The sequence below is a fragment of the Pseudomonas sp. ANT_J28 genome (genome assembly GCF_008370005.1).
In the GTDB taxonomy this organism is placed as follows: domain Bacteria; phylum Pseudomonadota; class Gammaproteobacteria; order Pseudomonadales; family Pseudomonadaceae; genus Aquipseudomonas; species Aquipseudomonas frigoris.
The window spans coordinates 1-22,601 of the sequence record NZ_VOBM01000029.1 but is presented as its reverse complement, the minus strand read 5'-3'; the positions used below and the strand labels follow the sequence as shown (position 1 = coordinate 22,601).

Below are 22,601 nucleotides of genomic sequence, written 5' to 3'. Positions count from 1 at the left end.
TTTCAGTTTCCCGCGGCGCGACAAATCGCACCGAACTCATCTGCATTCAGGGAAGCCCCACCAATGAGCCCCCCATCGATATCCGGCATGCCGAACAGTTCGACCGCATTGGCCGCCTTCACGCTGCCGCCGTATAGAAGCCGCACACCTTGTGCAACCTCAGAATTCTCTGCCGCCAACTGAGCGCGAATGGCTGCATGCACATCCTGCGCCTGTTGCGGCGAAGCAGTCAGTCCGGTACCAATGGCCCAGACCGGCTCGTAAGCGATTACTGCCTTTGCAAAAGCACCAACACCGAGCTCCTCTATGATACTGCCTAGCTGACGCCCGACAACCTCAAGAGTTTTTCCAGCTTCGCGCTCTTCAAGGGTTTCCCCTACGCACAACACCGGAATCAAGCCACATGCCTGTGCCGCTGCGAACTTGCGAATCAGCATACCGTCCTGCTCGCCCATTATCTGGCGGCGCTCGGAGTGCCCGATAAGCACCAGGGAACAGCCCGCATCCACCAACTGACTCGGCGCAACTTCACCGGTCAACGCACCTTGCATGGATTCCACCGCAGAGTTCTGCGCGCCGACCGAAATCGACTTTTCCTTCAAGCCATCAATCACTTGATTGATATGCAAGCAAGACGGGAATACCGCTACATCAACATCGCTCGGCAACGCCAGATGACGAAGGCCATTGATCAGCTCAGCGACGCTGGCGCGGGTACCGTGCATCTTCCAGTTACCAGCTACCATAGGGCGACGCATGCTGTACCTCGTCGGTCAAAGTGGGCGCAGATGTTACCCAACACAATCATGGCTGGCAAGCCGAAATCAGGCAGAAACTTCAGTAACCAGTTTTGCCAGCTCTTCGGCGCAACCGCGAACCTGAGTTTCGTCCTCGCCTTCGACCATGACCCGCACCAGCGGCTCCGTCCCGGACTTACGCAACAGCACGCGTCCACGACCAGCCATAGCCTTGGTAACGCGCTCGCTAGCCTCCTTGACGGATGGATGATCAAGAGGACTCGCACCACCGCCGAATCGTACATTGATCAACACCTGAGGGCACTTGCGCAGCGCCTGACGCGATTGCGCCAGCCCCTCGGAGCGGGTCTTCAGCGCCATCAATACCTGCAATGCGGCAATGATCGCGTCACCGGTGGTGGTGTGGTTGAAGCAGACAATGTGCCCCGAATTTTCACCACCCACCAGCCAATCACGCTCCAGCAACTCGGAGATTACGTAACGGTCGCCAACATTGGCCCGCACAAAAGGAATTGCCAGATCCGCCAGGGCCAACTCCAACCCCAGGTTACTCATCAACGTACCGACCACACCACCCTGCAACTTGCCCTGCTCATGCAGGTCACGAGCAATGATGAACAGCAACTCATCACCGTCGACGACAGCACCGGTATGATCAACCATCTGAACCCGATCACCATCACCGTCAAAGGCGATACCCAAATCAGCATGCTCGGCCAACACAGCAGCTTGCAGTGGCTCCATATGGGTCGAACCGCAATTTTCATTGATGTTCAGGCCGTTAGGATGAGCAGAAAGCACAACGACATCGGCCCCCAGCTCACGGAATACACTAGGCGCCACCTTGTAGGTCGCGCCGTGGGCGCAGTCGATCACGATTTTCAGGCCCGCGAAGCTGGTGCCAGTCGGGACGCTGCTTTTGCAGAATTCGATATAGCGGCCTGAAGCATCGTTGATGCGCGATACCTTGCCGATCTTGCTCGACTCAACCACGGTCATCGGGGTATCGAGCAATTCTTCGATCATATGCTCGACTTCATCCGGAAGCTTGGTGCCCTTCCCGGAGAAAAACTTGATGCCATTGTCATCGTGAGGGTTGTGCGAGGCACTGATCACGATGCCCGCTTCGGCTTGAAAGGTACGCGTCAGGTAGGCGATGGCTGGTGTCGGCATCGGGCCCAGGAGCATGACATCGGCACCTGCCGACGTAAGTCCGGCCTCGAGCGCCGATTCGAACATATAGCCGGAGATCCTAGTGTCCTTGCCCACCAATACCTTGCAGGTGCCCATTTTGCGGAACGCCATACCAGCAGCCCAGCCAAGCTTGAGCATGAAGTCAGGAGTAATCGGATATTCGCCAACCCGACCACGAATGCCGTCGGTGCCAAAGTATTTCTTAGTCATAAGTGCTCCATCATTCTTATTCGGCTGATTCCACTGCAGCGATCATCCGCACCACATCGACGGTTTCAGCCACATCATGGACGCGCAATATACGCGCACCCTTGATCGAAGCCAGCGCTGCGAGCGCCAGACCACCATGCAGACGCTCTCCAACCGGCCGATTCAAGGCCTGACCTATCATGCTCTTTCGCGAAACCCCGACCAACAGGGGCCGCCCCAAGGCATGCAGTGCCTGCATATGTTTGAACAAGCTTAGATTGTGCTGCAAGGTTTTTGCGAATCCAAAGCCCGGATCAAGGATGATCCGGTCCGCCGTAATTCCTACCGACGCACACTGAGCCATGCGCTCGGCGAGAAACTCGCCCACCTCTTTCGTGACGTCCTGATACTGCGGATTGTCCTGCATGTCGCCTGGCTCACCGAGCATATGCATCAGACAGACTGGCAGGCCAGTGGCCGCGGCCGCATCCAGAGCGCCATCGCGCCGCAGAGAGCGCACGTCATTGATCAACCCCGCACCAAGTCGCGCGGCTTCGCGCATCACAGCTGGCGTGGAAGTGTCGACCGAAATAATTACATCCAGCTCGCGGTGTATTCGCTCGACGACCGGAGCTACGCGCTCAAGCTCTTCCAGCGGTGAAACCACCCTGGCACCCGGCCGGGTCGATTCGCCACCGACATCGATCAACGTCGCGCCGGCCGCCACCATAGCCTCAGCGTGGCGCAAGGCCGCATCGAGCTGGCTATATTGGCCGCCATCAGAGAAGGAATCGGGAGTGACGTTGAGAATACCCATGACGTGCGTCAGGGCTAAATCAAGAACCCGATTGCCGCAAGGCAATCGGGTCGAGGACTGAACAGAAGTCATTTCAAACCTTAAACGTCAGCAGCCGGACCGCCGATCGGCGTTTCCGGACGCGGATCCTGTGCCACTGGAGGAGTTCCGGAGGTACCGGTGCCGCCTGACCAGTCGCGAGGTTCACGAGGCGTACGACCCGCCATGATGTCGTCGATCTGATCAGCGTCGATCGTTTCGTACTTCATCAAGGCATCAGCCATGGCGTCGAGCTTGTCACGGTTATCGGTGAGGATCTGCTTGGCCGTGCCGTAACACTGATCAATGATGCTGCGGACTTCGGAGTCGATCAACTTGGCCGTCTCACCGGAGAAGCTTGCACCCTGACCGCCACCGCCGCGACCGAGGAACACTTCGCCCTCTTCTTCTGCGTACATCAACGGGCCGAGTTTTTCCGACAAACCCCACTTGGTCACCATGTTCCGTGCAATCTGGCTGGCACGCATGATGTCGTTTGATGCACCGGTGGTGACGCCATCGAAGCCCAAGGTCATTTCTTCAGCAATACGGCCGCCGTACAACGAGCAGATCTGACTGATTAATGCACGCTTGGACAGGCTGTAGCGATCTTCTTCCGGCAGAAACATGGTCACACCCAGCGCACGACCGCGCGGGATGATCGACACCTTGTAGACCGGGTCATGCTCAGGCACGACGCGCCCGACAATAGCGTGACCCGCCTCATGATAAGCGGTGTTCTGCTTCTCTTTTTCGGACATGACCATGGATTTGCGCTCGGCGCCCATCATGATCTTGTCTTTGGCCAGTTCGAACTCTTTCATTTCGACGATGCGCTTGCCGGCACGGGCTGCGAACAACGACGCTTCGTTCACCAGGTTAGCCAGGTCAGCACCGGAGAAACCAGGGGTACCACGAGCAATCACGGCCGGAGCGACGTCGTCACCCATTGGCACTTTGCGCATGTGAACCTTGAGAATCTGCTCGCGACCACGGATATCCGGCAGACCGACGACTACCTGACGGTCGAAACGGCCCGGACGCAGCAACGCAGGGTCCAGTACGTCCGGACGGTTGGTTGCAGCGATGACGATAATGCCGTCATTCATTTCGAAGCCATCCATCTCCACCAGCAACTGGTTGAGAGTTTGCTCGCGTTCGTCGTGACCGCCACCCATGCCGGCGCCACGATGGCGACCGACGGCGTCGATTTCATCGATGAAGATGATGCATGGAGCGTGTTTCTTGGCCTGTTCAAACATGTCGCGAACCCGGCTGGCACCGACACCGACGAACATTTCGACGAAATCGGAACCGGAAATGGTGAAGAACGGCACTTTGGCTTCGCCGGCAATCGCCTTGGCCAGCAAGGTTTTGCCGGTACCAGGAGGCCCCACCATCAGCACGCCGCGAGGAATGCGACCGCCCAGACGCTGGAATTTGCCCGGATCACGCAGGAACTCGACCAGCTCACCAACCTCTTCCTTGGCTTCGTCACAACCGGCAACGTCACCCAAGGTGGTTTTCACCTGATCTTCGGAGAGCAGGCGCGCCTTGCTCTTGCCGAAGCTCATTGGCCCGCCCTTGCCACCGGCACCGCCCTGCATCTGCCGCATGAAGAACATGAATACGGCGATGATCACCAGGATCGGGAAGCTTGCGACCAGGAGCTGAGTCCAGATGCTTTGCTGTTCAGGCTGCTTGCCTTCGACTACGACATGATTGTCCACGAGGTCGCCGATCAGACCGTTGTCCTGGATTGCCGGACGAATGGTCTTGAAGCTGTCACCATCGTTGCGTTTGCCGGTAATCACGTAGCCGTCAACCGCTACGCGTTCGACCTTGCCATCCTTGACCTGCTGGATGAAGTCGGAATAGTTGAGGGTCTGCGGCTCGTTAGGGCTGGAGAAGTTGTTCATCACTGTCACCAGGACAGCCGCGATGATCAACCACAGGATCAGATTCTTTGCCATATCGTTCAATTAACTACCCTCTGAAGCAAGCTCCGCTAATGGCGCGCGCTTCGCATGATATTCACCGGCCTAACTTACTACATTACCTACGACTCTGGCAGGCGCCGTCTGTAACCCTTTGTGAAACACTTTCTACACAATATTCGCTAATGCTCACGGGGCGAAATACGAAAATCCTATCGACCCGCTAAAAAACCTCGATTTACTCACTACGGCCGCGATAGCCCCAAGCCAGCATGTATTGCTCGCGGGAACTACCACGGGAAGAGTCCGGCTTGATCATCTGGACCTTGTCGAATTTCTGACGAGTGTCCTTAACGTAAGCATCAAACCCTTCGCCCTGAAACACCTTGATCACGAAATTACCACCCGGCTTGAGTATCCGAGCCGCCAGATCAAGAGCCAACTCACATAGAAACATGGCTTTTGGCATGTCCACCTCAGGCGTACCACTCATATTGGGGGCCATATCGGAAATCACAAGGTCCACCTGCGAATTACCCACGGCTTCAAGGATCTGAGCGAGCACTTCGTCCTGGGTGAAGTCACCCTGGATGAAAGTCACATCCGGAATGCTATCCATTTCCAGGATGTCCGAGGCGATCAGACGTCCCTGACCACCGATCAGCCGACTAGTGACCTGCGACCAGCCGCCGGGCGCCGCTCCAAGGTCGACAACACTCATACCTGGACGGATCAGTTTGTATTTCTCCTGGACCTCCAGAAGCTTGTAACTCGCACGCGAGCGGTACCCATCCTTCTGCGCCTGCTTCACATAGGGATCATTGACATGTCTTTGCAGCCACTTAAGGCTTGTCTTGGAACGGGCCACGGGCCACCTCGAAAATAAAACGGGTCGTGATTAACTGGGCGGTCCCGGACTCGCTCGGGTAAACTGGCCGCCGCTTTTTACAAGATCAGACGCAGGGGTCAGATTATGCCGCTCACTCAAGAGCAGAAGAAACAGTACAAATCCATTGGCCACCATCTGAAACCAGTTTTGACTGTGGCTGACAACGGTTTGACTGAAGGTGTGTTAGCCGAACTTGAACGCGCTTTGGCGGATCACGAGCTGATTAAAATCAAGCTCAACATCCTCGATCGCGAGTCGCGCCTGGCGAACATTGCAGAACTGTGCAAGGTCGGCAAAGCAGACCTGGTTCAGGTCATCGGCAAGATGGCACTGATTTACCGCAAGAACTTCAGCGTCAACAAGCAACTGTCGAACGTCCATCGCTTCAAGTGATGACAAGGGTCAAGGGTGTGCTTCGCGCACCCTGCCACTCCATCCAGGCACTGGCTGCAACACCAGCACCAGCCCGGAAAAGCCCAGAACAAGATAGCTGAACACCTGCCAACGCACTGCATCCGGCCAACCGATACGCACCGCGGCATACATCACACACGCATACAGCGCCATCAGCAGCAGTTGCCCGCGAATATCGCGCCATAGACTGGCAAGGCCCTCGGCCTGAACCAGCACCAAAGCCTGAAAAATCACACACGCTGCGGCGAACCCCACCATCAGCGCATCGAGCATGCCTGCGATTTCGTCGATCAGCAGCGGTGCCAGGCCAATTTTGCCCAGCACCGGCAGCAGACCGATGTGCAACAGCCACAGACCACCAACCCACAACATCTGAGTCAGCTGCCAAAGCATGGCGCCCGCACGTAGCGGGTGCCTGCGCTTAGATATGGCGAACTTCGACAATCTCGTACTCGATAACGCCGCCAGGCGTTTTCACGGCAACCACATCACCCTCTTCCTTGGCAATCAAGGCGCGAGCCAATGGCGAGCCGACCGAAATTTTGCCGAGTTTGAAGTCAGCTTCATCCTCACCAACGATGTGGTAGGTGACGCTTTCATCCGTCTCGACGTTGGCGATTTCAACGGTGGTGCCGAAGATCACCTTGCCGGTGTGAGGAATGGTCGTGACATCGATGATCACCGCGTTTTGCATGCGGCCTTCGATGTCGCGGATCCGCGCCTCGACCATACCTTGCTGCTCCCGAGCAGCGTGGTATTCGGCGTTTTCTTTCAAGTCACCCAACTCGCGGGCCGTACCGATGTCCTGGCTGAGCTTCGGACGGACGACCTTGGTCAGATGAGCGTGTTCTTCTTCAAGGGCTTTTGCGCCCTTGACGGTCATTGGGTATTTGATCATGCCTTCAATCCTGCGTGTAGATCCTGCAAGCGGCGCACGGTCTTCTCGGGACCGAACTTCAGCGCTTCGCAGATAGCTTCGCCAGCAGCAATGGTAGTGGTGCAGTAGATCTTGTGCTGCAAGGCATTACGACGAATGGAGTACGAATCAGCGATCGACTGACGACCTTCGGTGGTGTTGATGATCAGGGTGACTTCGTCATTCTTGATCATGTCGACCACGTGCGGACGACCCTCGGTCACCTTGTTCACACGACGCACTTTCAGGCCTGCGGCTTCGATCAGCTTGGCAGTACCGGCAGTGGCGACCACTTCGAAGCCCAAGTTGATCAGATCACGGGCCACGCCTGCAACCAGTGGTTTGTCGTCATCACGCACACTGATGAACGCGGTACCTCCGGTTGGCAGCACTTCGCTGGCGCCCATTTGGGCTTTGGCAAACGCCTCACCGAAGGTGTCGCCCACGCCCATCACTTCACCAGTGGACTTCATCTCTGGGCCCAGGATCGGGTCCACACCAGGGAATTTGGCGAATGGGAACACCGCCTCTTTCACACTGTAGAAGTTCGGAATGATTTCTTTGGTGAAACCGATTTCCTTCAGGGTTTTACCGGCCATCACGCGAGCCGCGATCATTGCCAGGGAAACACCGATGCACTTCGATACGAACGGTACGGTACGGGAAGCGCGCGGGTTGACTTCGATGACGTAGATGTCTTCGCCTTGCAGCGCCAGCTGAACGTTCATCAGGCCGACAACGCCCAGCTCCAGGGCCATTTTCTTGACCTGTTCGCGCATCTCGTCCTGGATGTGTGCAGGCAGCGAGTACGGCGGCAGGGAGCACGCGGAGTCACCAGAGTGAACGCCGGCCTGCTCGATGTGCTGCATGATCGCGCCGATCACCACGTCGGTGCCGTCGCAGACCGCATCCACGTCCATTTCGATAGCGCAGTTGAGGAAGTGGTCGAGCAGCACCGGGCTGTCGTTGGACACTTTCACCGCATCGCGCAGGTAGCGCTTGAGCTCTTCTTCTTCGTAAACGATTTCCATCGCACGGCCGCCCAGCACGTAGGACGGGCGAACCACCAGCGGGTAACCGATCTTGGCAGCAGCGCGAATCGCTTCGTCTTCGCTGCGCACGGTGGCGTTTGGCGGCTGACGCAGGTTCAGGCGCTCAACCATTTGCTGGAAGCGCTCACGGTCTTCGGCACGGTCAATAGCGTCAGGGCTGGTGCCGATGATCGGCACGCCGGCTTCTTCCAGGGCACGCGCCAGTTTCAGCGGGGTTTGGCCGCCGTACTGGACGATCACGCCTTTCGGCTTCTCGACGCGGACGATTTCCAGCACGTCTTCCAGGGTCACTGGTTCGAAATACAGGCGATCAGAGGTGTCGTAGTCGGTAGATACAGTTTCCGGGTTGCAGTTGACCATGATGGTCTCGTAACCGTCGGCGCGCAGGGCCAGTGCCGCGTGTACGCAGCAGTAGTCGAACTCGATGCCTTGGCCGATACGGTTAGGACCGCCGCCCAGGATCATGATCTTGTCGCGGCCCGACGGCGCAGCTTCACACTCTTCCTCATACGTCGAGTAGAGGTAAGCGGTGTCGGTGGCAAACTCGGCCGCGCAAGTGTCAACGCGCTTGTAGACCGGGAAGATTTCCAGCTTGTGACGGTGACGACGCAAGGCCTTCTCGGTCACGCCCAGCAGCTTGGCCAGACGCATGTCGGAGAAGCCTTTGCGCTTGAGGCGGAACATGACGTCGCGGTCGATGCTGGCCAGACCCAGGGTCTTGACCTTCTCTTCTTCCTTGATCAGATCTTCGATCTGCACCAGGAACCACGGGTCGATCATGTTCATGCCGAAGATGTCTTCGACCGACAGGCCGGCGCGGAAGGCGTCAGCCACATACCAGATACGCTCGGCACCCGGCACGGTCAGTTCGCGCTTGAGCACGCTCATGCTTTCCGGGTTGCTCAGGTCGAGCTTCTCGTCCAGTCCGCAAACGCCCACTTCCAGACCGCGCAGAGCTTTCTGCAGGGATTCCTGGAAGGTCCGGCCGATGGCCATGACTTCACCGACCGACTTCATTTGAGTGGTCAGGCGTGCGTCGGCTTTCGGGAACTTCTCGAAAGCGAAACGTGGCAGCTTGGTGACGACGTAGTCGATGGACGGCTCGAAGGATGCAGGAGTAGCGCCGCCGGTGATTTCGTTCTGCAGCTCATCCAGGGTGTAGCCGATCGCCAGCTTGGCAGCGATACGCGCAATCGGGAAACCAGTGGCTTTCGAGGCCAGTGCCGAAGAGCGGGATACACGCGGGTTCATCTCGATCACGACCATACGACCAGTGTCCGGGCAGATGCCAAACTGAACGTTGGAGCCGCCGGTTTCCACGCCGATCTCACGCAGTACCGCCAACGAGGCGTTACGCATGATCTGGTATTCCTTGTCCGTCAGGGTTTGTGCCGGAGCAACGGTGATCGAGTCACCGGTGTGCACGCCCATCGGGTCAAAGTTTTCGATCGAGCAAACGATGATGCAGTTATCCTTCTTATCGCGGACAACCTCCATCTCGTATTCTTTCCAGCCGATCAGCGATTCGTCGATCAGCAGCTCTTTGGTCGGCGACAAATCCAGACCGCGAGCGCAGATTTCTTCGAACTCTTCACGGTTGTAAGCGATACCGCCACCCGTTCCGCCCATGGTGAAGGACGGACGGATGATGCACGGGAAACCGAGCTTTTCGAGGACCGCGTTGGCCTCTTCCATGCTGTGGGCGATACCCGAACGCGGGCAGTCCAGACCGATGGATTTCATCGCCTTGTCAAAGCGCGAACGGTCTTCAGCCTTGTCGATGGTGTCAGCGTTGGCACCGATCATCTCTACGCCGAACTTCTCCAGAACGCCTTCGCGCTCCAGGTCCAGTGCGCAGTTCAGAGCGGTCTGGCCGCCCATGGTTGGCAGCAGCGCGTCTGGACGCTCTTTCTCGATGATTTTGGCAACGGTCTGCCACTTGATCGGCTCGATGTACGTGGCGTCGGCCATGTCCGGGTCGGTCATGATGGTCGCTGGGTTGGAGTTCACCAGGATGACGCGGTAACCCTCCTCGCGCAGGGCTTTGCAAGCCTGGGCGCCGGAGTAGTCGAATTCACAAGCCTGGCCGATAACGATCGGGCCAGCGCCGAGAATCAGGATGCTTTTAATGTCTGTACGTTTTGGCATGGGTTTGTCACTCAAATCCGCAGGTCAGTCGGCAAGCCGTCTTGTTCAATCTTTGAAGTCTTGAGGGGGCCACCGGGGTCGGGACCGCCCTCAAGCTTTGCTACATCACGGCGAGCGATTAGCGTCGCTTGGCCATCTCATTGATGAAGCGATCAAACAGTGGTGCTACGTCGTTCGGGCCAGGGCTGGCTTCCGGGTGACCCTGGAAGCTGAAAGCGCTCTTGTCGGTAAGCTCGATGCCTTGCAGGGTGCCGTCGAACAGCGATTTGTGGATCGCGCGGACGTTGGCTGGCAGGGTCGCTTCGTCTACCGCAAAACCGTGGTTCTGGCTGGTGATCATCACAACACCGGTATCCAGATCCTGGACCGGGTGGTTGGCACCGTGGTGGCCGTGACCCATTTTCAGGGTCTTGGCGCCGGAGGCCAGGGCCAGCAGTTGGTGACCGAGGCAGATGCCGAATACCGGAATCTCGGTTTCGAGCACGTCCTTGATCGCCTGGATCGCGTAATCGCAAGGCTCAGGGTCGCCCGGGCCGTTGGACAGGAACACGCCGTCCGGCTTCAGCGCCAGAACATCGGCGGCTGGGGTTTGGGCTGGCACCACGGTCACGCGGCAACCGCGCTCGACCAGCATGCGCAATATGTTCAGCTTGACGCCGTAGTCGTAGGCAACCACGTGATACGGCAGCTCGGAGGCATCGATGGTCGCGTGGCTGTCGGTTTTCAAATCCCAGACAGTCGAGCGCCACTCGTATTTCTCTTTGGTGCTGACGACTTTCGCCAGGTCCATGCCTTTGAGGCCAGGGAAACCCTGAGCTGCGGCGATGGCGGCCTCTTCGGAAATATTGTCACCGGCCATGATGCAGCCGTTCTGCGCGCCCTTTTCACGCAGGATGCGTGTCAGGCGGCGAGTGTCGATACCGGCGATTGCCACAACGTTGTTGGCTTTCAGGTAGTCGGACAGGGACATCGTGTTACGCCAGTTGCTTGCAACCAGTGGCAGGTCACGGATGACAAGGCCAGCGGACCAGACGCGGTCGGACTCGGCATCTTCCGGCGTGGTACCGGTGTTGCCGATGTGCGGGTAAGTCAGGGTAACGATCTGTTGGGCGTAGGAAGGATCGGTAAGGATTTCCTGATAGCCGGTCATGGCGGTGTTGAACACCACCTCACCAACGGTTTGACCGTCGGCTCCAATGGCTTCGCCGCGAAAAATGCTGCCATCAGCAAGGGCGAGTATGGCTGGCTTAGTCAAGAAGACCTCCCGTAAATAAAGCCTGAAAGGGCGATCGCAGGTTGTAAAAAAGCGGAGTGACGTATGGACACGTCACCCCGCTTCTTCACCGAATAATTCTGCGCGCTTTTAGTGGACACACTAAAGCTGTAGCTTACAGAAAAAGGCATTTTTGGTCTACCGCCAATGAGCCTTAAAGGCCGGAGAATGCGACAGGACGTCGCTTGGCGGAGTAAAACCGGGCTCAAACACACTATTTGAACCCGATTTCGGGCGCATCTTAACGCAGATCGAGTACGTCTTGCATGTCGTAAAGACCCGGTTCACGACCGTCCAGCCACAACGCAGCACGTACCGCGCCCTTGGCGAAGGTCATGCGACTGGAAGCTTTATGCGTGATCTCCAGTCGCTCACCCTCACAGGCGAACAGCACCGTATGATCGCCGACCACATCACCGCCGCGAACAGTGGCAAAACCGATCGTTTCGCGCTCGCGAGCACCGGTATGGCCTTCACGGCCATACACCGCAACTTTCTGCAGATCACGATCCAGGGCGCTTGCGATGACTTCACCCATGCGCAAAGCCGTACCTGAAGGCGCATCGATCTTGTGCCGATGATGAGCCTCGATGATCTCGATATCCGCGTCATCGCCCAGCACACGAGCGGCCATGTCGAGCAGCTTCAACGACAGGTTTACACCGACACTGAAATTGGCTGCGAACACGATAGGAATATCCTTGCCGGCCTCGACCAGCAGCTGCTTCTGCGCGACGTCCAGCCCTGTCGTGCCGACCACCATGGCCTTGCCCGCCTTACAGCAGAACGCCAGGTTTTTCAGCATGACTTCCGGGAGCGTGAAGTCGATCAGCACATCGAACTCATCAGCCACCGCGTCCAGATTGCCGGACAGCGGAACGCCGATACGCCCCAGCGAGGCCAGTTCACCAGCATCCACGCCCATCAGCGTGCTGCCGGGGCGTACGATGGCTGCCGTCAGCCCGGTCAGCGGCGCGCGTTGCTGCACCGCCTCGACCAGAATCTTGCCCATGCGCCCGGCAGCGCCCATCACAGCTATACGTCGCATGCCGACTCCTTACAAATCGCCGAAGAAGCGCTTCACGCCTTCGAACCAACCAGTGGTTTTAGGCGAATGGCTGTTGTCATCTGCCAGCGAGCTACGGAACTCTTCCAGCAGTTCGCGCTGACGACGTCCCAGATTGACAGGGGTTTCGACCGCCACTCGGCACATCAAGTCACCAGCACCGCCGCCGCGTACTGGCGCAACGCCCTTGCCGCGAACACGGAACTGCTTGCCGGTCTGAGTCCCTTCAGGGATTTTCAGTTTGACTCGACCATCAAGGGTCGGAATCTCCAGCTCGCCACCCAGCGCAGCATCAACAAAACTGATTGGCACTTCGCAGAACAGGTGCTTGCCGTCGCGCTGGAAGATCGCGTGCTCACGCACGTTGATCACCACGTACAGGTCGCCAGTCGGACCACCCTGAGCCCCCGCCTCGCCTTCGCCGGACAGACGAATGCGGTCACCGGTATCAACACCGGCCGGCACTTTCACCGAGAGGGTTTTGTACTCTTCGACACGACCTTGACCGTCGCACGAGTCGCACGGATCGGAAATGATCTTGCCCTGGCCATGGCAGCGCGGGCACGTCTGCTGCACCGAGAAAAAGCCCTGCTGCATACGGACTTGACCGATACCGCCACACGTCGGGCATGTGATCGGCGAGGAGCCTTTCTTGGCACCCGAACCGTCGCACGGCTTGCAGTTGACCAGCGTCGGGACGCGGATATTCACAGTCGTACCGCGAACCGCCTCTTCCAGATTCAGTTCCAGGGTGTAACGCAGGTCGCTGCCGCGCTGAGCGCCGCCACGAGAACCGCCGCGACCGCCGCCGAAGAAGTCACTGAAGACATCACCAAAGATATCGGAGAAGTTCTGACCGCCAAACCCGGCACCGCCGCCGCCCATGCTCGGGTCGACACCGGCATGACCGTACTGGTCGTAGGCCGCGCGCTTGCTGGAATCGGACAGTACTTCGTAGGCCTCGTTGGCCTCCTTGAACATATCTTCCGACGCTTTGTCATCAGGATTACGGTCCGGGTGGTGCTTCATCGCCAGGCGACGGTAGGCCTTTTTCAGGTCTGCTTCGCTTGAGCCGCGCTCAACACCTAATACTTCGTAATAGTCACGCTTTGCCATAAGTCTTTGCACTCTTAAGGACGTTCGGCAAACCTCTCCTGAGCCTTGCCAAACTCGTTGAGCCCCAATACAGGCCCGGACCCAACTCACGTCAATTCAACGATCCTGGTCTTTGATTCGATGCGGTACTTTCGGCTCGAAAAGCAGGAGCATTCCCGGCCATACCGCCAACACACGAGCCTTGTCGCATGCTGTAAAAATTCGCTAACTCCAGACACGCCAACGCGGGAGCAAGCCCCCGCGCGGCGACATCCTACCAGTCACCGCCTGAAGGCAGTCAACCGGGCGACCAACAACTTACTTGTGGTCTTTGACTTCTTCGAACTCGGCATCGACAACGTCGTCAGCCTTCTCAGCCTTTTCGTCGTGCGGTGCAGCACCTTCAGCAGGTTGAGCCTGCTCGGCGTACATCTTCTGCGCTACTGGAGCGGAGACTTTCGACAGCTCTTCAACCTTGGCTTCGATCGCAGCCTTGTCGTCGCCTTTGACAGCGGCTTCCAGCGCAACAACAGCAGCTTCGATTGCAGTCTTCTCTTCAGCAGTCACTTTATCGCCAGCGTCTGCGACCATTTTGCGAGTCGAGTGAACCAGCGCATCGCCCTGGTTGCGAGCGGTTGCCAGCTCTTCGAACTGGCGATCTGCGTCGACGTTGGCTTCAGCATCGCGAATCATCTGCTGAATCTCTTCCTCGGACAGACCGGAGTTGGCCTTGATCACGATCGACTGAGTCTTGCCGGTAGCCTTGTCTTTGGCGCCTACGTGCAGAATGCCGTTGGCGTCGATGTCGAAGGTCACTTCAATTTGTGGCACGCCACGTGGTGCTGGTGGAATCTCGGCCAGGTCGAACTTGCCCAAAGACTTGTTCTGAGCGGCTTGCTTACGCTCACCTTGCAGCACGTGAATGGTCACAGCGCCCTGGTTGTCGTCGGCAGTCGAGAACACTTGCGATTTCTTGGTAGGAATCGTGGTGTTTTTCTCGATCAGCGCGGTCATCACGCCACCCATGGTTTCGATACCCAGGGTCAGCGGGCTAACGTCCAGCAGCAGAACGTCTTTCACGTCACCGGCCAATACTGCGCCCTGGATAGCAGCACCCATGGCAACCGCTTCGTCCGGGTTCACATCTTTACGCGCTTCTTTACCGAAGAACTCGGTCACCAGCTTCTGAACCAATGGCATACGGGTCTGACCGCCGACCAGGATCACGTCGTTGATAGCGCCAATGTCGATGCCAGAGTCTTTCAGAGCGATGCGGCAAGGTTCGATGGTGCGTTGAACCAGGTCTTCTACCAGCGCTTCGAGCTTGGCGCGGGAGATTTTCACGTTCAAGTGCTTAGGACCGGTGGCGTCTGCAGTGATGTACGGCAGGTTCACGTCGGTCGAATTGCTCGAAGACAGTTCAATCTTAGCTTTTTCAGCGGCTTCTTTCAGGCGCTGCATGGCCAGCGGATCACCTTTAAGGTTCATGCCGCTTTCTTTCTTGAATTCGTCGACGAGGTAGTCGATCAGACGAATGTCAAAGTCTTCACCGCCCAGGAACGTGTCACCGTTGGTGGCCAATACTTCGAACTGGTGCTCGCCATCGACTTCAGCGATTTCGATCACGGAAACGTCGAAAGTACCGCCGCCCAAGTCGTAAACGATCACGGTGTGATCGCCCTTCGCCTTGTCCATACCGTAAGCCAGAGCGGCTGCGGTTGGTTCGTTGATGATACGTTTTACGTCCAGGCCCGCGATGCGGCCGGCGTCTTTGGTGGCTTGACGCTGGCTGTCGTTGAAGTAGGCCGGAACGGTGATCACCGCTTCGGTCACTGGCTCGCCGAGGTAGTCTTCGGCGGTCTTCTTCATTTTCTTCAGAATTTCAGCCGAGATTTGTGGCGGCGACATTTTCTGGCCGTTCACTTCAACCCAGGCATCGCCGTTGTCAGCCTTGGCGATTTTGTAAGGGACCATTTTGATGTCTTTCTGCACGACTTCTTCGTCGAACTTACGACCGATCAGACGCTTCACCGCATACAGGGTGTTGTGCGGATTGGTCACAGCCTGACGCTTGGCCGATTGACCAACGAGGATTTCACCATCGTTGGCGTAAGCGATGATCGACGGCGTAGTACGCGTGCCTTCAGCGTTTTCAATGACTTTGGCTACGCCGTTTTCAAGCACGGAGACGCAGGAGTTGGTAGTCCCCAGGTCGATACCGATAATTTTGCCCATGTTCACTCTCCCGAAACTTTGGATTTGGTTGCCGCAGCAGTGGTGGCTAACTGCGGTAGCACTTAAACGCTTGACTTCTAAATGGGGGTCTTGCGGCTAATTTCAAGCCTGCTCGTCAATCGAAGGCGAAACCGGTGCCGGAGCCTTGCTGACCACGACCATGGCCGGGCGCAGCAGGCGACCGTTGAGCTGATAGCCCTTCTGGAACACCTTGAGCACGCTGTTCGGCTCGACGTCGGCGCTTTCCTGCATGGCCATTGCCTGATGCTGAACGGCGTTGAACGGTTCGCCATGCGGATCGATCGCTTCCAGCTGATAACGCTTCAGGGTGTCCTGGAACATTTTCAGGGTCAGCTCGATGCCTTCGCGCATTGGACGAATGCTTTCGTCGTCCGGGCTGGACAACTCCAGACCACGCTCCAGGCTGTCGATGATCGGCAACAAGTCACCGGCGAATTTCTCCAGTGCGAATTTGTGAGCCTTTTCTACATCCTGCTCGGCGCGACGGCGGACGTTCTGCAGATCAGCCGCTACACGCAAAGCCTGATCATGAGCGCCCGCCAATTGCTCTTCGAGCACTTGAACACGAGCCGCCAGTTCATCACCCGAGTCCTGGGCAGCCTGATCGGCGTCTAGATTTTGCGTATCCACTGTCTGTTCGTCAGCCATAGATTTCTCCTTTCAATATCGTCCGCGAGCTCAACTCGCGCTTCTGCCCAGCTATATGGGGCCGCAAAATCCAGCTTCAAGGGGTGCTTATTTATTAACCCTACAAAAAACAGCTGCATTGTCATTCCCGGGCGCACTAAGGATTTCGTCGGATCAAGCAAATCGAGCTAAGGGAGGGCATTGTCAGCCAGAAACAAAACACTGTATAAATAACCAGACCTAAAGCCTGGGAGCGGCCTTTATGCTGGTGCACCTGTCCGTACATAACTACGCCATCGTTGAACATCTCGATCTCGAACTCGATCGCGGGATGAGCGTGATAACCGGGGAAACCGGCGCCGGCAAGTCGATCATGCTCGACGCCCTCGGCCTGACCCTGGGCGATCGCGCCGACAGCGGCGTGGTCCGCCCCGGCGCCGACAAGGCCGATATCCTGGCAACCTTCGATCTGGTCGATATTCCAGAAGCCAGCGCCTGGCTGGCCGAGCGCGACCTGGAGAGTGATGGCCCTTGCATCCTGCGCCGGGTGATCACCGCCGAAGGGCGCTCGCGTGGCTACATCAACGGCACGCCCTGCCCCCTCGGCGACCTCAAAGCCCTGGGTGAACTGCTGATCGATATCCACAGCCAGCATGAACATCAATCCCTGCTCAAGACCGACACGCACCGCCGTCTGCTCGACGAGTACGCTGGCGCAACGGACCTTGCCCGTCAGGTACACCTGGCCGCCCAACGCTGGCGCCAGACCCGCCAGGAGCTGGAACGCCTTTCCAATTCCGGCGATGAGCAGCGCGCTCGTCATCAATTGCTCAGTTATCAACTCGAAGAGCTGGAAAACCTCGGCCTCGGCGAAAACGAGCTGGAGCAGCTGGAACAGGAACACAAGAACCTGACCAACGCCGAAACCCTGTTGGGCATTTGCCGGCAAGTGGTCGAACAATGCAGCGAAAGTGATTCCGGGAATGTGCTGAACGCCCTCACCGCCAGCCTCAATCGCCTTTCGAGCGTCAACAATTCGATTGGGGCCCTGGGCGAAGCCAGCAGCCTGCTGACCAGCGCACAGATACAGGTCGAAGAAGCCGTGGGAGAACTAAACCGCTTCCTTGATAACTTCGATGCCGATCCAGCGCGTCTTCAGTACCTGGAGGAACGCCTTGATGCGATCTATACCATGGCGCGCAAACACCGCATCCAGCCGACCGAAGTGGCCGAAATGCAGCAGCGCTTGCTGGATGAAATCGAAACCCTGAATGCCAACGACGAATCCATCGAGCGACTGAGCGATGAACTGGCCTCCTATGCCCGTCATTATCAGGAGAAGGCTCGTGAGCTGAGCGATTTGCGCCATCAGGCGTCGAACAGCCTGGCCAACGCCGTGGAGCAGGAAATCCAGCGACTGGGCATGCCCGGCGGTCGTTTCACCATCGAGCTGCGCCCCAACAGTAGCGATGAACTGCTACCCAATGGCCTTGAGCAGGTAGAGCTGCTGGTGAGCGCCAACCCCGGCCAGCCATTAAAAGCCCTGGCCAAAGTAGCCTCGGGCGGTGAGCTGTCGCGGATCAGCCTCGCAATTCAGGTGATCACCGCGCAGACCTCCCGCGTACCGACTCTGGTGTTCGACGAAGTGGACGTGGGCATCGGTGGTCCGACCGCCGAAATCGTGGGCCAATTGCTGCGTCGACTTGGGGAGCGCGGGCAAGTATTGACGGTAACTCACTTGCCGCAAGTAGCAGCGCAGGGACATCAACATCTATTCGTACACAAAGTGCGCGGCGAAGATGCCACTCACACAGCCGTCTCCAAGCTGAGCAAGAACGATCGTGTCGAAGAAGTGGCGCGGATGCTGGGAGGCATCGACCTTACAAAGGAATCTCTGGCTCATGCAAGGAAAATGGTCGTCACCGCGAAAATTTAAGACCGACAGAAAGCACGAAGGCGACCCTGGGGTCGCCTTCGCTCGTTTCGCGAACCTTAAGTTCGCGCGACATGCTTACTTTTTCTTGCGCACGTACAGCACAAGATTGTGATCAACCATCTCGAAGCCATACTTGTCGACGATTGCCTTCTGCAGTCGCTCGATTTCTTCGTCGAAGAATTCGATCACTTCACTGGTCTCGACGTTGACCATATGGTCGTGATGCTTGCCGTCGTCCAGCTCGAAGACCGCATGGCCTCCGTCGAAGTTGTGCCGCACCACAAGGCCAGCTGCCTCGAACTGGGTCAGGACACGGTAAACCGTGGCCAGACCGACGTCCTCACCAGCCTCCATCAGCGCCTTGTAGACGTCCTCGGCACTCATGTGGCGTTGCTCGGCGGAATCGAGCATTTGCAGAATTTTGACCCGTGGAAGGGTCACTTTGAGGCCGGCTTTGCGTAGTTCGCTATTTTCAACCATGGTCAGCTTTCTCGCGATGCTGCTTCGCAGCTTCTCTTAATGCGGGTATGATCGGCGTTTACGTTGTCCCAGCCAAGATAGTGGAAGTCGCCCACCGATGCAAAACACCAAGCTCTTGCTAACCAGTTTCACCTTTGTGGGACTGCTCGCACTCGCCGGTTGTTCATTCCCCGGGGTTTACAAAATCGACATCCAGCAGGGCAATGTCGTCACGCAGGACATGATAGACCAGTTACGCCCGGGAATGACCCGCAAGCAAGTACGGTTTATCATGGGCAACCCTCTGTTGACCGACACGTTCCATGCCGATCGCTGGGATTATCTGTACAGCCTGCAACCGGGTGGCGGTGAACGCCAACAGGAACGCATTGGCGTTATCTTCAACCCAAATGACCAGCTTGTCAGCCTCTCTGGTGATTTCATGCCAGGCGTGAGCCGCGACGAAGCCATTCTCGGCAAGGACAGCGGCACGACAGTTGCTGCGCCAGCAGAAAACGCCGAGAAGCCGAAACCAGAAAAACCGGTCAAGCCAGGTTCGTTGCTGGACCAGATCCAGAAGGACGTCGACGGTGTAGAAACCGTTCCAGTCCCGACTCCAGAACCTCTGGAAACCTCGCCGCAATAATTTGCGACGCAATAAAAAACCCGGCATGTCCGGGTTTTTTATTGTCCAGCGTTTGAGCGAATCACTGATTCCGGTTTTTGGCCTCAGCAGCCTTGGCTGCGCGCAACCGACGAACTTCTTTCGGATCAGCCAGTAATGGCCGGTATATCTCGATGCGATCTCCAGCCTGGACAGGATGCTTGTCCGGATCCGCGATTACTTTACCGAAGATCCCCACCGGACAACTGGCCAGATCCAGCTCGGAAAACGCCTCGCCGATGCCTGACTCCAGCAAAGCCGCTCGCACTGTAGCTCCTGCTGGAACCGTCACCGAGAAAAGCACCTGCCGATCAATGGCGGCATACACCACCTCAACGTCGATCACGGCCTCAACCATGAATCTGCTTGGCGCGCTGGCAGAAGGCATCCACCAGCGTATTGGCCGCCTGATTGAACAACGGCCCCAGGGTCGCGCGGACAATCGGCCCGGCGTAATCGAACGACAGATCCAGACTGATCTTGCAGGCTTTTTCGCCCAACGGCTTGAACACCCAGACGCCATGCAATTGATTGAACGGGCCTTCCTCGAGGTTCATCTCGATCGAATGCCCAGGCACCAGCGTGTTGCGCGTTACGAAATGCTGGCTGAGACCGCCCTTGGCCACGCCGACGCTAGCGCGCATATGCTCAGGAGAACTCTCCAGGACTTCGGCCGATGAGCACCACGGCAGGAATTCCGGATAACGGGCCACGTCGTTGACCAGGTCATACAGCGCTTGTGCCGGGTACGGCAGCAGGGCCGAACGTTGAATGTGTGTCGTCATGTCAGCGTCACTTCCACAGCTGGGCGGCAAACACTACGAGAATGCCGATGGGCGCCACATAGCGCATCAAGAACAGGGACAGGGCGAACAATACGGGGCTGCGGATCGACAACTCGTCGCGTACCGCTTCACGCCCCATCACCCAGCCTGCAAACACCACGAAACACAAACCACCGAGTGGCAACATGATCCGCGAGGTGAAGAAATCGATCACACCAAAGAAGTCCAGGCCACCGGCCGCACCCCATTGATAGAGGTGGAACATCCCGCCTTCGTTCACGAAAAATTTGGCTTCCTTCCAGATATTGAAGGAAAACACCGTGCCCAGACCGACAAACCAGCAGATAAATGCCAGCCAAAAGGTCACCCAGGCGCGGCTGACTTTTGTGCGTTCAACCAGGTAAGCCACCATCGGCTCAAGCAGGGAAATCGCCGAGCTCCAGGCAGCCACCGCGACCAGTACGAAGAACACTACGCCCATCAACTGGCCGAACGCTACGTTACCAAAGGCAAATGGCAGGCTGACAAACATCAGGCCCGGGCCTTCGCTCGGGTTCAGGCCCGCAGCGAACACAATAGGAAACAATGCCAGACCGGCCACCAGCGAAACGAAGGTGTCGAGCAGCGCCACGCCGACCACCGTGCCGGAGATCGACGAATGCTTCGGCATATAGGCGCCGTAGATCATGATCGAACCGACGCCCACGCTCAGGGAGAAAAACGCATGCCCCATGGCGGGCAGTAAGCCGTCGAGTACTTTTTCCGGGTGGAAGTCGAACATGAAATGCACGCCTTCCATGAAATGCCCGGTGGTCATGCTGTAACCCAGCAGCACCAGAATCATCACAAAGAGAAGGGGCATCATGATTCGCAGGCTGCGTTCAAGCCCAGCGACCACGCCTTTGGCGATCACGACGGCAGACAGCAGCATGAAAATCGTGTGCCAAAGTGTCAGGCGCCACGGATCGGCGATCACATTGCCAAAGTACGCGCCGACCTGATCAGCCGTCACCCCCTGGAAGTCGCCACGGCCCATATCGATGATGTAATCCAGCGACCAGCCGCCGACCACACTATAGAAAGACAAGATCAGCAACGCCGTGATCATCCCGGCGAATGCGCCCCAGGACCACTTACCCGAATGCCCGGCTTCCAGCGCCAATACCTTCAGGGCGTTGGCCGGGCTCTGCCGTGCACGGCGGCCGATCAGGGTTTCGGCCAGCATGACCGGCACACCGATCAGCGCGATACAGGCCAGGAACATCAGCACGAAGGCGCCGCCGCCGTAGACGCCGACCATGTACGGGAATTTCCAGATACTACCCAGGCCCACGGCCGAACCGGTCGCGGCGAGTATGAAGACCCAGCGGCTAGCCCAACTGCCGTGGACAGAAACCTTGTCTGTCGACATCGTTATCACGCCCAAGCGTTCAAAAAAGAGGCCGCATTGTCCGGGATTCAATCAACCTGCTCAAGCACGTAGCGATACCGTAGCCGACTCGCGTGCAACTCCCTATAATGCCGCCCCTATGGCTAAACAGAAGAAACACCCAACAGGGACCATCGCGCAAAACAAAAAGGCGCGACACGATTACTTCATCGAGCACAAGTTCGAGGCTGGTCTGGTCCTGGCCGGCTGGGAAGTAAAAAGTCTGCGGGCAAGCAAGCTGCAACTGGTTGACAGTTACGTGCTGCTCAAGGATGGCGAAGCCTGGTTGCTCGGCAGCCACATTACGCCGCTGATGACCGCCAGCACTCACGTCATCGCTGATCCGACCCGCACCCGAAAACTGCTGCTCAACCGGCGCGAACTGGAAAAGCTGGCCACGGCCGTGCAGCAAAAAGGTTACGCCTGCGTGTGCCTGTCCTGGTACTGGAGCAAGCACATGGTCAAGTGCGAGATCGCTCTGGGCAAGGGCAAGAAAGAATACGACAAGCGTGATACCGAACGCGAACGCGACGCCGGTCGCGAGTTGCAGCGTGCGGTGCGCAACAAGGGCAAGGAAGATTAATCTTTCGACCTGAGTGTTTTGGCGCTAGCAAAAAGATCGCAGCCTGCGGCAGCTCCTACATGGATCGCGTATCCATGTAGGAGCTGCCGCAGGCTG

General features: G+C 57.6%; 21 protein-coding genes. 4 read left to right on the top strand and 17 right to left on the bottom strand.

Annotated features, from left to right (window positions below; translation table 11 throughout):
• Positions 1 to 2: 2 nt before the first annotated feature.
• The 5 genes from tpiA to rlmE form a co-directional block, all read right to left on the bottom strand.
• Positions 3 to 758 (bottom strand): triose-phosphate isomerase, encoded by a 756-nt coding sequence (gene tpiA, locus FQ187_RS19845; RefSeq protein WP_149630780.1) that lies wholly within the window; start codon positions 756 to 758, stop codon positions 3 to 5.
• A 66-nt stretch (positions 759 to 824) separates the two neighbouring features.
• Positions 825 to 2,162, bottom strand: coding sequence for a phosphoglucosamine mutase (gene glmM / locus FQ187_RS19840; RefSeq protein ID WP_149630779.1), 1,338 nt, complete (start codon positions 2,160 to 2,162; stop codon positions 825 to 827).
• 16 nt (positions 2,163 to 2,178) lie between these two features.
• On the bottom strand, positions 2,179 to 3,030 hold the full coding sequence (gene folP, locus FQ187_RS19835; RefSeq protein ID WP_149630778.1) for a dihydropteroate synthase: 852 nt from the start codon (positions 3,028 to 3,030) through the stop codon (positions 2,179 to 2,181).
• Positions 3,031 to 3,038: 8 nt separating this feature from the next.
• Positions 3,039 to 4,949, bottom strand: coding sequence for an ATP-dependent zinc metalloprotease FtsH (ftsH, locus tag FQ187_RS19830; protein WP_033053619.1), 1,911 nt, complete (start codon positions 4,947 to 4,949; stop codon positions 3,039 to 3,041).
• A gap of 202 nt (positions 4,950 to 5,151) precedes the next feature.
• On the bottom strand, positions 5,152 to 5,781 hold the full coding sequence (gene rlmE, locus FQ187_RS19825; RefSeq protein WP_149630777.1) for a 23S rRNA (uridine(2552)-2'-O)-methyltransferase RlmE: 630 nt from the start codon (positions 5,779 to 5,781) through the stop codon (positions 5,152 to 5,154).
• 105 nt (positions 5,782 to 5,886) lie between these two features.
• Between rlmE and FQ187_RS19820 the strand changes: the two genes are divergently transcribed.
• The gene (locus FQ187_RS19820; RefSeq protein WP_008005472.1) at positions 5,887 to 6,195 is read left to right on the top strand and encodes a YhbY family RNA-binding protein; all 309 of its coding nucleotides are present in this window, start codon (positions 5,887 to 5,889) and stop codon (positions 6,193 to 6,195) included.
• A gap of 9 nt (positions 6,196 to 6,204) precedes the next feature.
• Here the strand turns inward: FQ187_RS19820 and FQ187_RS19815 are convergent, their stop codons facing one another.
• The 8 genes from FQ187_RS19815 to grpE form a co-directional block, all read right to left on the bottom strand.
• Positions 6,205 to 6,609 (bottom strand): MFS transporter, encoded by a 405-nt coding sequence (locus FQ187_RS19815; protein WP_149630776.1) that lies wholly within the window; start codon positions 6,607 to 6,609, stop codon positions 6,205 to 6,207.
• 28 nt (positions 6,610 to 6,637) lie between these two features.
• Positions 6,638 to 7,114 carry a transcription elongation factor GreA gene (gene greA, locus FQ187_RS19810; RefSeq protein ID WP_046045786.1) on the bottom strand — a complete coding sequence of 159 codons (477 nt, stop codon included), beginning with the start codon at positions 7,112 to 7,114 and terminating at the stop codon, positions 6,638 to 6,640.
• Positions 7,111 to 10,332, bottom strand: a complete 3,222-nt coding sequence (gene carB / locus FQ187_RS19805) for a carbamoyl-phosphate synthase large subunit (protein WP_149630775.1) — start codon at positions 10,330 to 10,332, stop codon at positions 7,111 to 7,113. The genes greA and carB overlap by 4 nt, the downstream gene beginning before the upstream one ends.
• A 118-nt stretch (positions 10,333 to 10,450) precedes the next feature.
• The gene (gene carA, locus FQ187_RS19800; RefSeq protein WP_149630774.1) at positions 10,451 to 11,587 is read right to left on the bottom strand and encodes a glutamine-hydrolyzing carbamoyl-phosphate synthase small subunit; all 1,137 of its coding nucleotides are present in this window, start codon (positions 11,585 to 11,587) and stop codon (positions 10,451 to 10,453) included.
• 259 nt (positions 11,588 to 11,846) lie between these two features.
• Complete coding sequence (dapB, locus tag FQ187_RS19795) at positions 11,847 to 12,653, bottom strand: 4-hydroxy-tetrahydrodipicolinate reductase (protein ID WP_149630773.1); 807 nt, start codon at positions 12,651 to 12,653, stop codon at positions 11,847 to 11,849.
• A 9-nt stretch (positions 12,654 to 12,662) separates the two neighbouring features.
• Positions 12,663 to 13,787 (bottom strand): molecular chaperone DnaJ, encoded by a 1,125-nt coding sequence (gene dnaJ, locus FQ187_RS19790; protein ID WP_008149037.1) that lies wholly within the window; start codon positions 13,785 to 13,787, stop codon positions 12,663 to 12,665.
• 297 nt (positions 13,788 to 14,084) lie between these two features.
• Positions 14,085 to 16,001 (bottom strand): molecular chaperone DnaK, encoded by a 1,917-nt coding sequence (gene dnaK, locus FQ187_RS19785; protein ID WP_149630772.1) that lies wholly within the window; start codon positions 15,999 to 16,001, stop codon positions 14,085 to 14,087.
• A 102-nt stretch (positions 16,002 to 16,103) separates the two neighbouring features.
• Positions 16,104 to 16,670 carry a nucleotide exchange factor GrpE gene (gene grpE, locus FQ187_RS19780; RefSeq protein ID WP_033058135.1) on the bottom strand — a complete coding sequence of 189 codons (567 nt, stop codon included), beginning with the start codon at positions 16,668 to 16,670 and terminating at the stop codon, positions 16,104 to 16,106.
• Positions 16,671 to 16,911: 241 nt separating this feature from the next.
• Between grpE and recN the strand changes: the two genes are divergently transcribed.
• Positions 16,912 to 18,585: a DNA repair protein RecN gene (recN, locus tag FQ187_RS19775; protein WP_149630771.1), complete on the top strand. Its 1,674-nt coding sequence runs from the start codon at positions 16,912 to 16,914 to the stop codon at positions 18,583 to 18,585.
• A 75-nt stretch (positions 18,586 to 18,660) separates the two neighbouring features.
• Here recN and fur read toward each other — a convergent pair whose 3' ends face one another.
• Positions 18,661 to 19,065 carry a ferric iron uptake transcriptional regulator gene (fur, locus tag FQ187_RS19770; RefSeq protein WP_003197684.1) on the bottom strand — a complete coding sequence of 135 codons (405 nt, stop codon included), beginning with the start codon at positions 19,063 to 19,065 and terminating at the stop codon, positions 18,661 to 18,663.
• A gap of 97 nt (positions 19,066 to 19,162) precedes the next feature.
• On the opposite strand from fur, the gene FQ187_RS19765 reads away from it, so the two are divergent.
• Positions 19,163 to 19,690: an outer membrane protein assembly factor BamE gene (locus tag FQ187_RS19765; RefSeq protein ID WP_149630770.1), complete on the top strand. Its 528-nt coding sequence runs from the start codon at positions 19,163 to 19,165 to the stop codon at positions 19,688 to 19,690.
• Positions 19,691 to 19,751: 61 nt separating this feature from the next.
• On the opposite strand, the gene FQ187_RS19760 is transcribed toward FQ187_RS19765, so the two are convergent.
• The 3 genes from FQ187_RS19760 to FQ187_RS19750 are packed head-to-tail and all read right to left on the bottom strand — an operon-like array spanning position 19,752 to position 21,904.
• A complete protein-coding gene (locus FQ187_RS19760; RefSeq protein ID WP_149630769.1) occupies positions 19,752 to 20,066 on the bottom strand; it encodes an RnfH family protein in 315 nt (104 codons plus the stop codon).
• Positions 20,059 to 20,493, bottom strand: a complete 435-nt coding sequence (locus FQ187_RS19755; RefSeq protein WP_149630768.1) for a type II toxin-antitoxin system RatA family toxin — start codon at positions 20,491 to 20,493, stop codon at positions 20,059 to 20,061. The genes FQ187_RS19760 and FQ187_RS19755 overlap by 8 nt, the downstream gene beginning before the upstream one ends.
• A 7-nt stretch (positions 20,494 to 20,500) precedes the next feature.
• Positions 20,501 to 21,904, bottom strand: coding sequence for a sodium-dependent transporter (locus tag FQ187_RS19750; protein ID WP_149630767.1), 1,404 nt, complete (start codon positions 21,902 to 21,904; stop codon positions 20,501 to 20,503).
• Between the two features lie 118 nt (positions 21,905 to 22,022).
• On the opposite strand from FQ187_RS19750, the gene smpB reads away from it, so the two are divergent.
• Positions 22,023 to 22,505, top strand: a complete 483-nt coding sequence (smpB, locus tag FQ187_RS19745; protein ID WP_008149046.1) for an SsrA-binding protein SmpB — start codon at positions 22,023 to 22,025, stop codon at positions 22,503 to 22,505.
• Positions 22,506 to 22,601 lie beyond the last annotated feature (96 nt).

Excerpts from the sequence above, each read along its gene's own strand:
- glmM (WP_149630779.1), bottom strand. The coding sequence starts at position 2,162 with ATGACTAAGAAATACTTTGGCACCGACGGCATTCGTGGTCGGGTTGGC.
- FQ187_RS19750 (WP_149630767.1), bottom strand. The coding sequence starts at position 21,904 with ATGTCGACAGACAAGGTTTCTGTCCACGGCAGTTGGGCTAGCCGCTGG.
- dnaK (WP_149630772.1), bottom strand. The coding sequence starts at position 16,001 with ATGGGCAAAATTATCGGTATCGACCTGGGGACTACCAACTCCTGCGTC.
- smpB (WP_008149046.1), top strand. The coding sequence starts at position 22,023 with ATGGCTAAACAGAAGAAACACCCAACAGGGACCATCGCGCAAAACAAA.
- ftsH (WP_033053619.1), bottom strand. The coding sequence starts at position 4,949 with ATGGCAAAGAATCTGATCCTGTGGTTGATCATCGCGGCTGTCCTGGTG.
- tpiA (WP_149630780.1), bottom strand. The coding sequence starts at position 758 with ATGCGTCGCCCTATGGTAGCTGGTAACTGGAAGATGCACGGTACCCGC.
- FQ187_RS19760 (WP_149630769.1), bottom strand. The coding sequence starts at position 20,066 with ATGGTTGAGGCCGTGATCGACGTTGAGGTGGTGTATGCCGCCATTGAT.
- folP (WP_149630778.1), bottom strand. The coding sequence starts at position 3,030 with ATGACTTCTGTTCAGTCCTCGACCCGATTGCCTTGCGGCAATCGGGTT.
- grpE (WP_033058135.1), bottom strand. The coding sequence starts at position 16,670 with ATGGCTGACGAACAGACAGTGGATACGCAAAATCTAGACGCCGATCAG.
- dnaJ (WP_008149037.1), bottom strand. The coding sequence starts at position 13,787 with ATGGCAAAGCGTGACTATTACGAAGTATTAGGTGTTGAGCGCGGCTCA.
- FQ187_RS19820 (WP_008005472.1), top strand. The coding sequence starts at position 5,887 with ATGCCGCTCACTCAAGAGCAGAAGAAACAGTACAAATCCATTGGCCAC.
- dapB (WP_149630773.1), bottom strand. The coding sequence starts at position 12,653 with ATGCGACGTATAGCTGTGATGGGCGCTGCCGGGCGCATGGGCAAGATT.
- FQ187_RS19815 (WP_149630776.1), bottom strand. The coding sequence starts at position 6,609 with ATGCTTTGGCAGCTGACTCAGATGTTGTGGGTTGGTGGTCTGTGGCTG.
- FQ187_RS19755 (WP_149630768.1), bottom strand. The coding sequence starts at position 20,493 with ATGACGACACACATTCAACGTTCGGCCCTGCTGCCGTACCCGGCACAA.
- greA (WP_046045786.1), bottom strand. The coding sequence starts at position 7,114 with ATGATCAAATACCCAATGACCGTCAAGGGCGCAAAAGCCCTTGAAGAA.
- fur (WP_003197684.1), bottom strand. The coding sequence starts at position 19,065 with ATGGTTGAAAATAGCGAACTACGCAAAGCCGGCCTCAAAGTGACCCTT.
- FQ187_RS19765 (WP_149630770.1), top strand. The coding sequence starts at position 19,163 with ATGCAAAACACCAAGCTCTTGCTAACCAGTTTCACCTTTGTGGGACTG.
- recN (WP_149630771.1), top strand. The coding sequence starts at position 16,912 with ATGCTGGTGCACCTGTCCGTACATAACTACGCCATCGTTGAACATCTC.
- carB (WP_149630775.1), bottom strand. The coding sequence starts at position 10,332 with ATGCCAAAACGTACAGACATTAAAAGCATCCTGATTCTCGGCGCTGGC.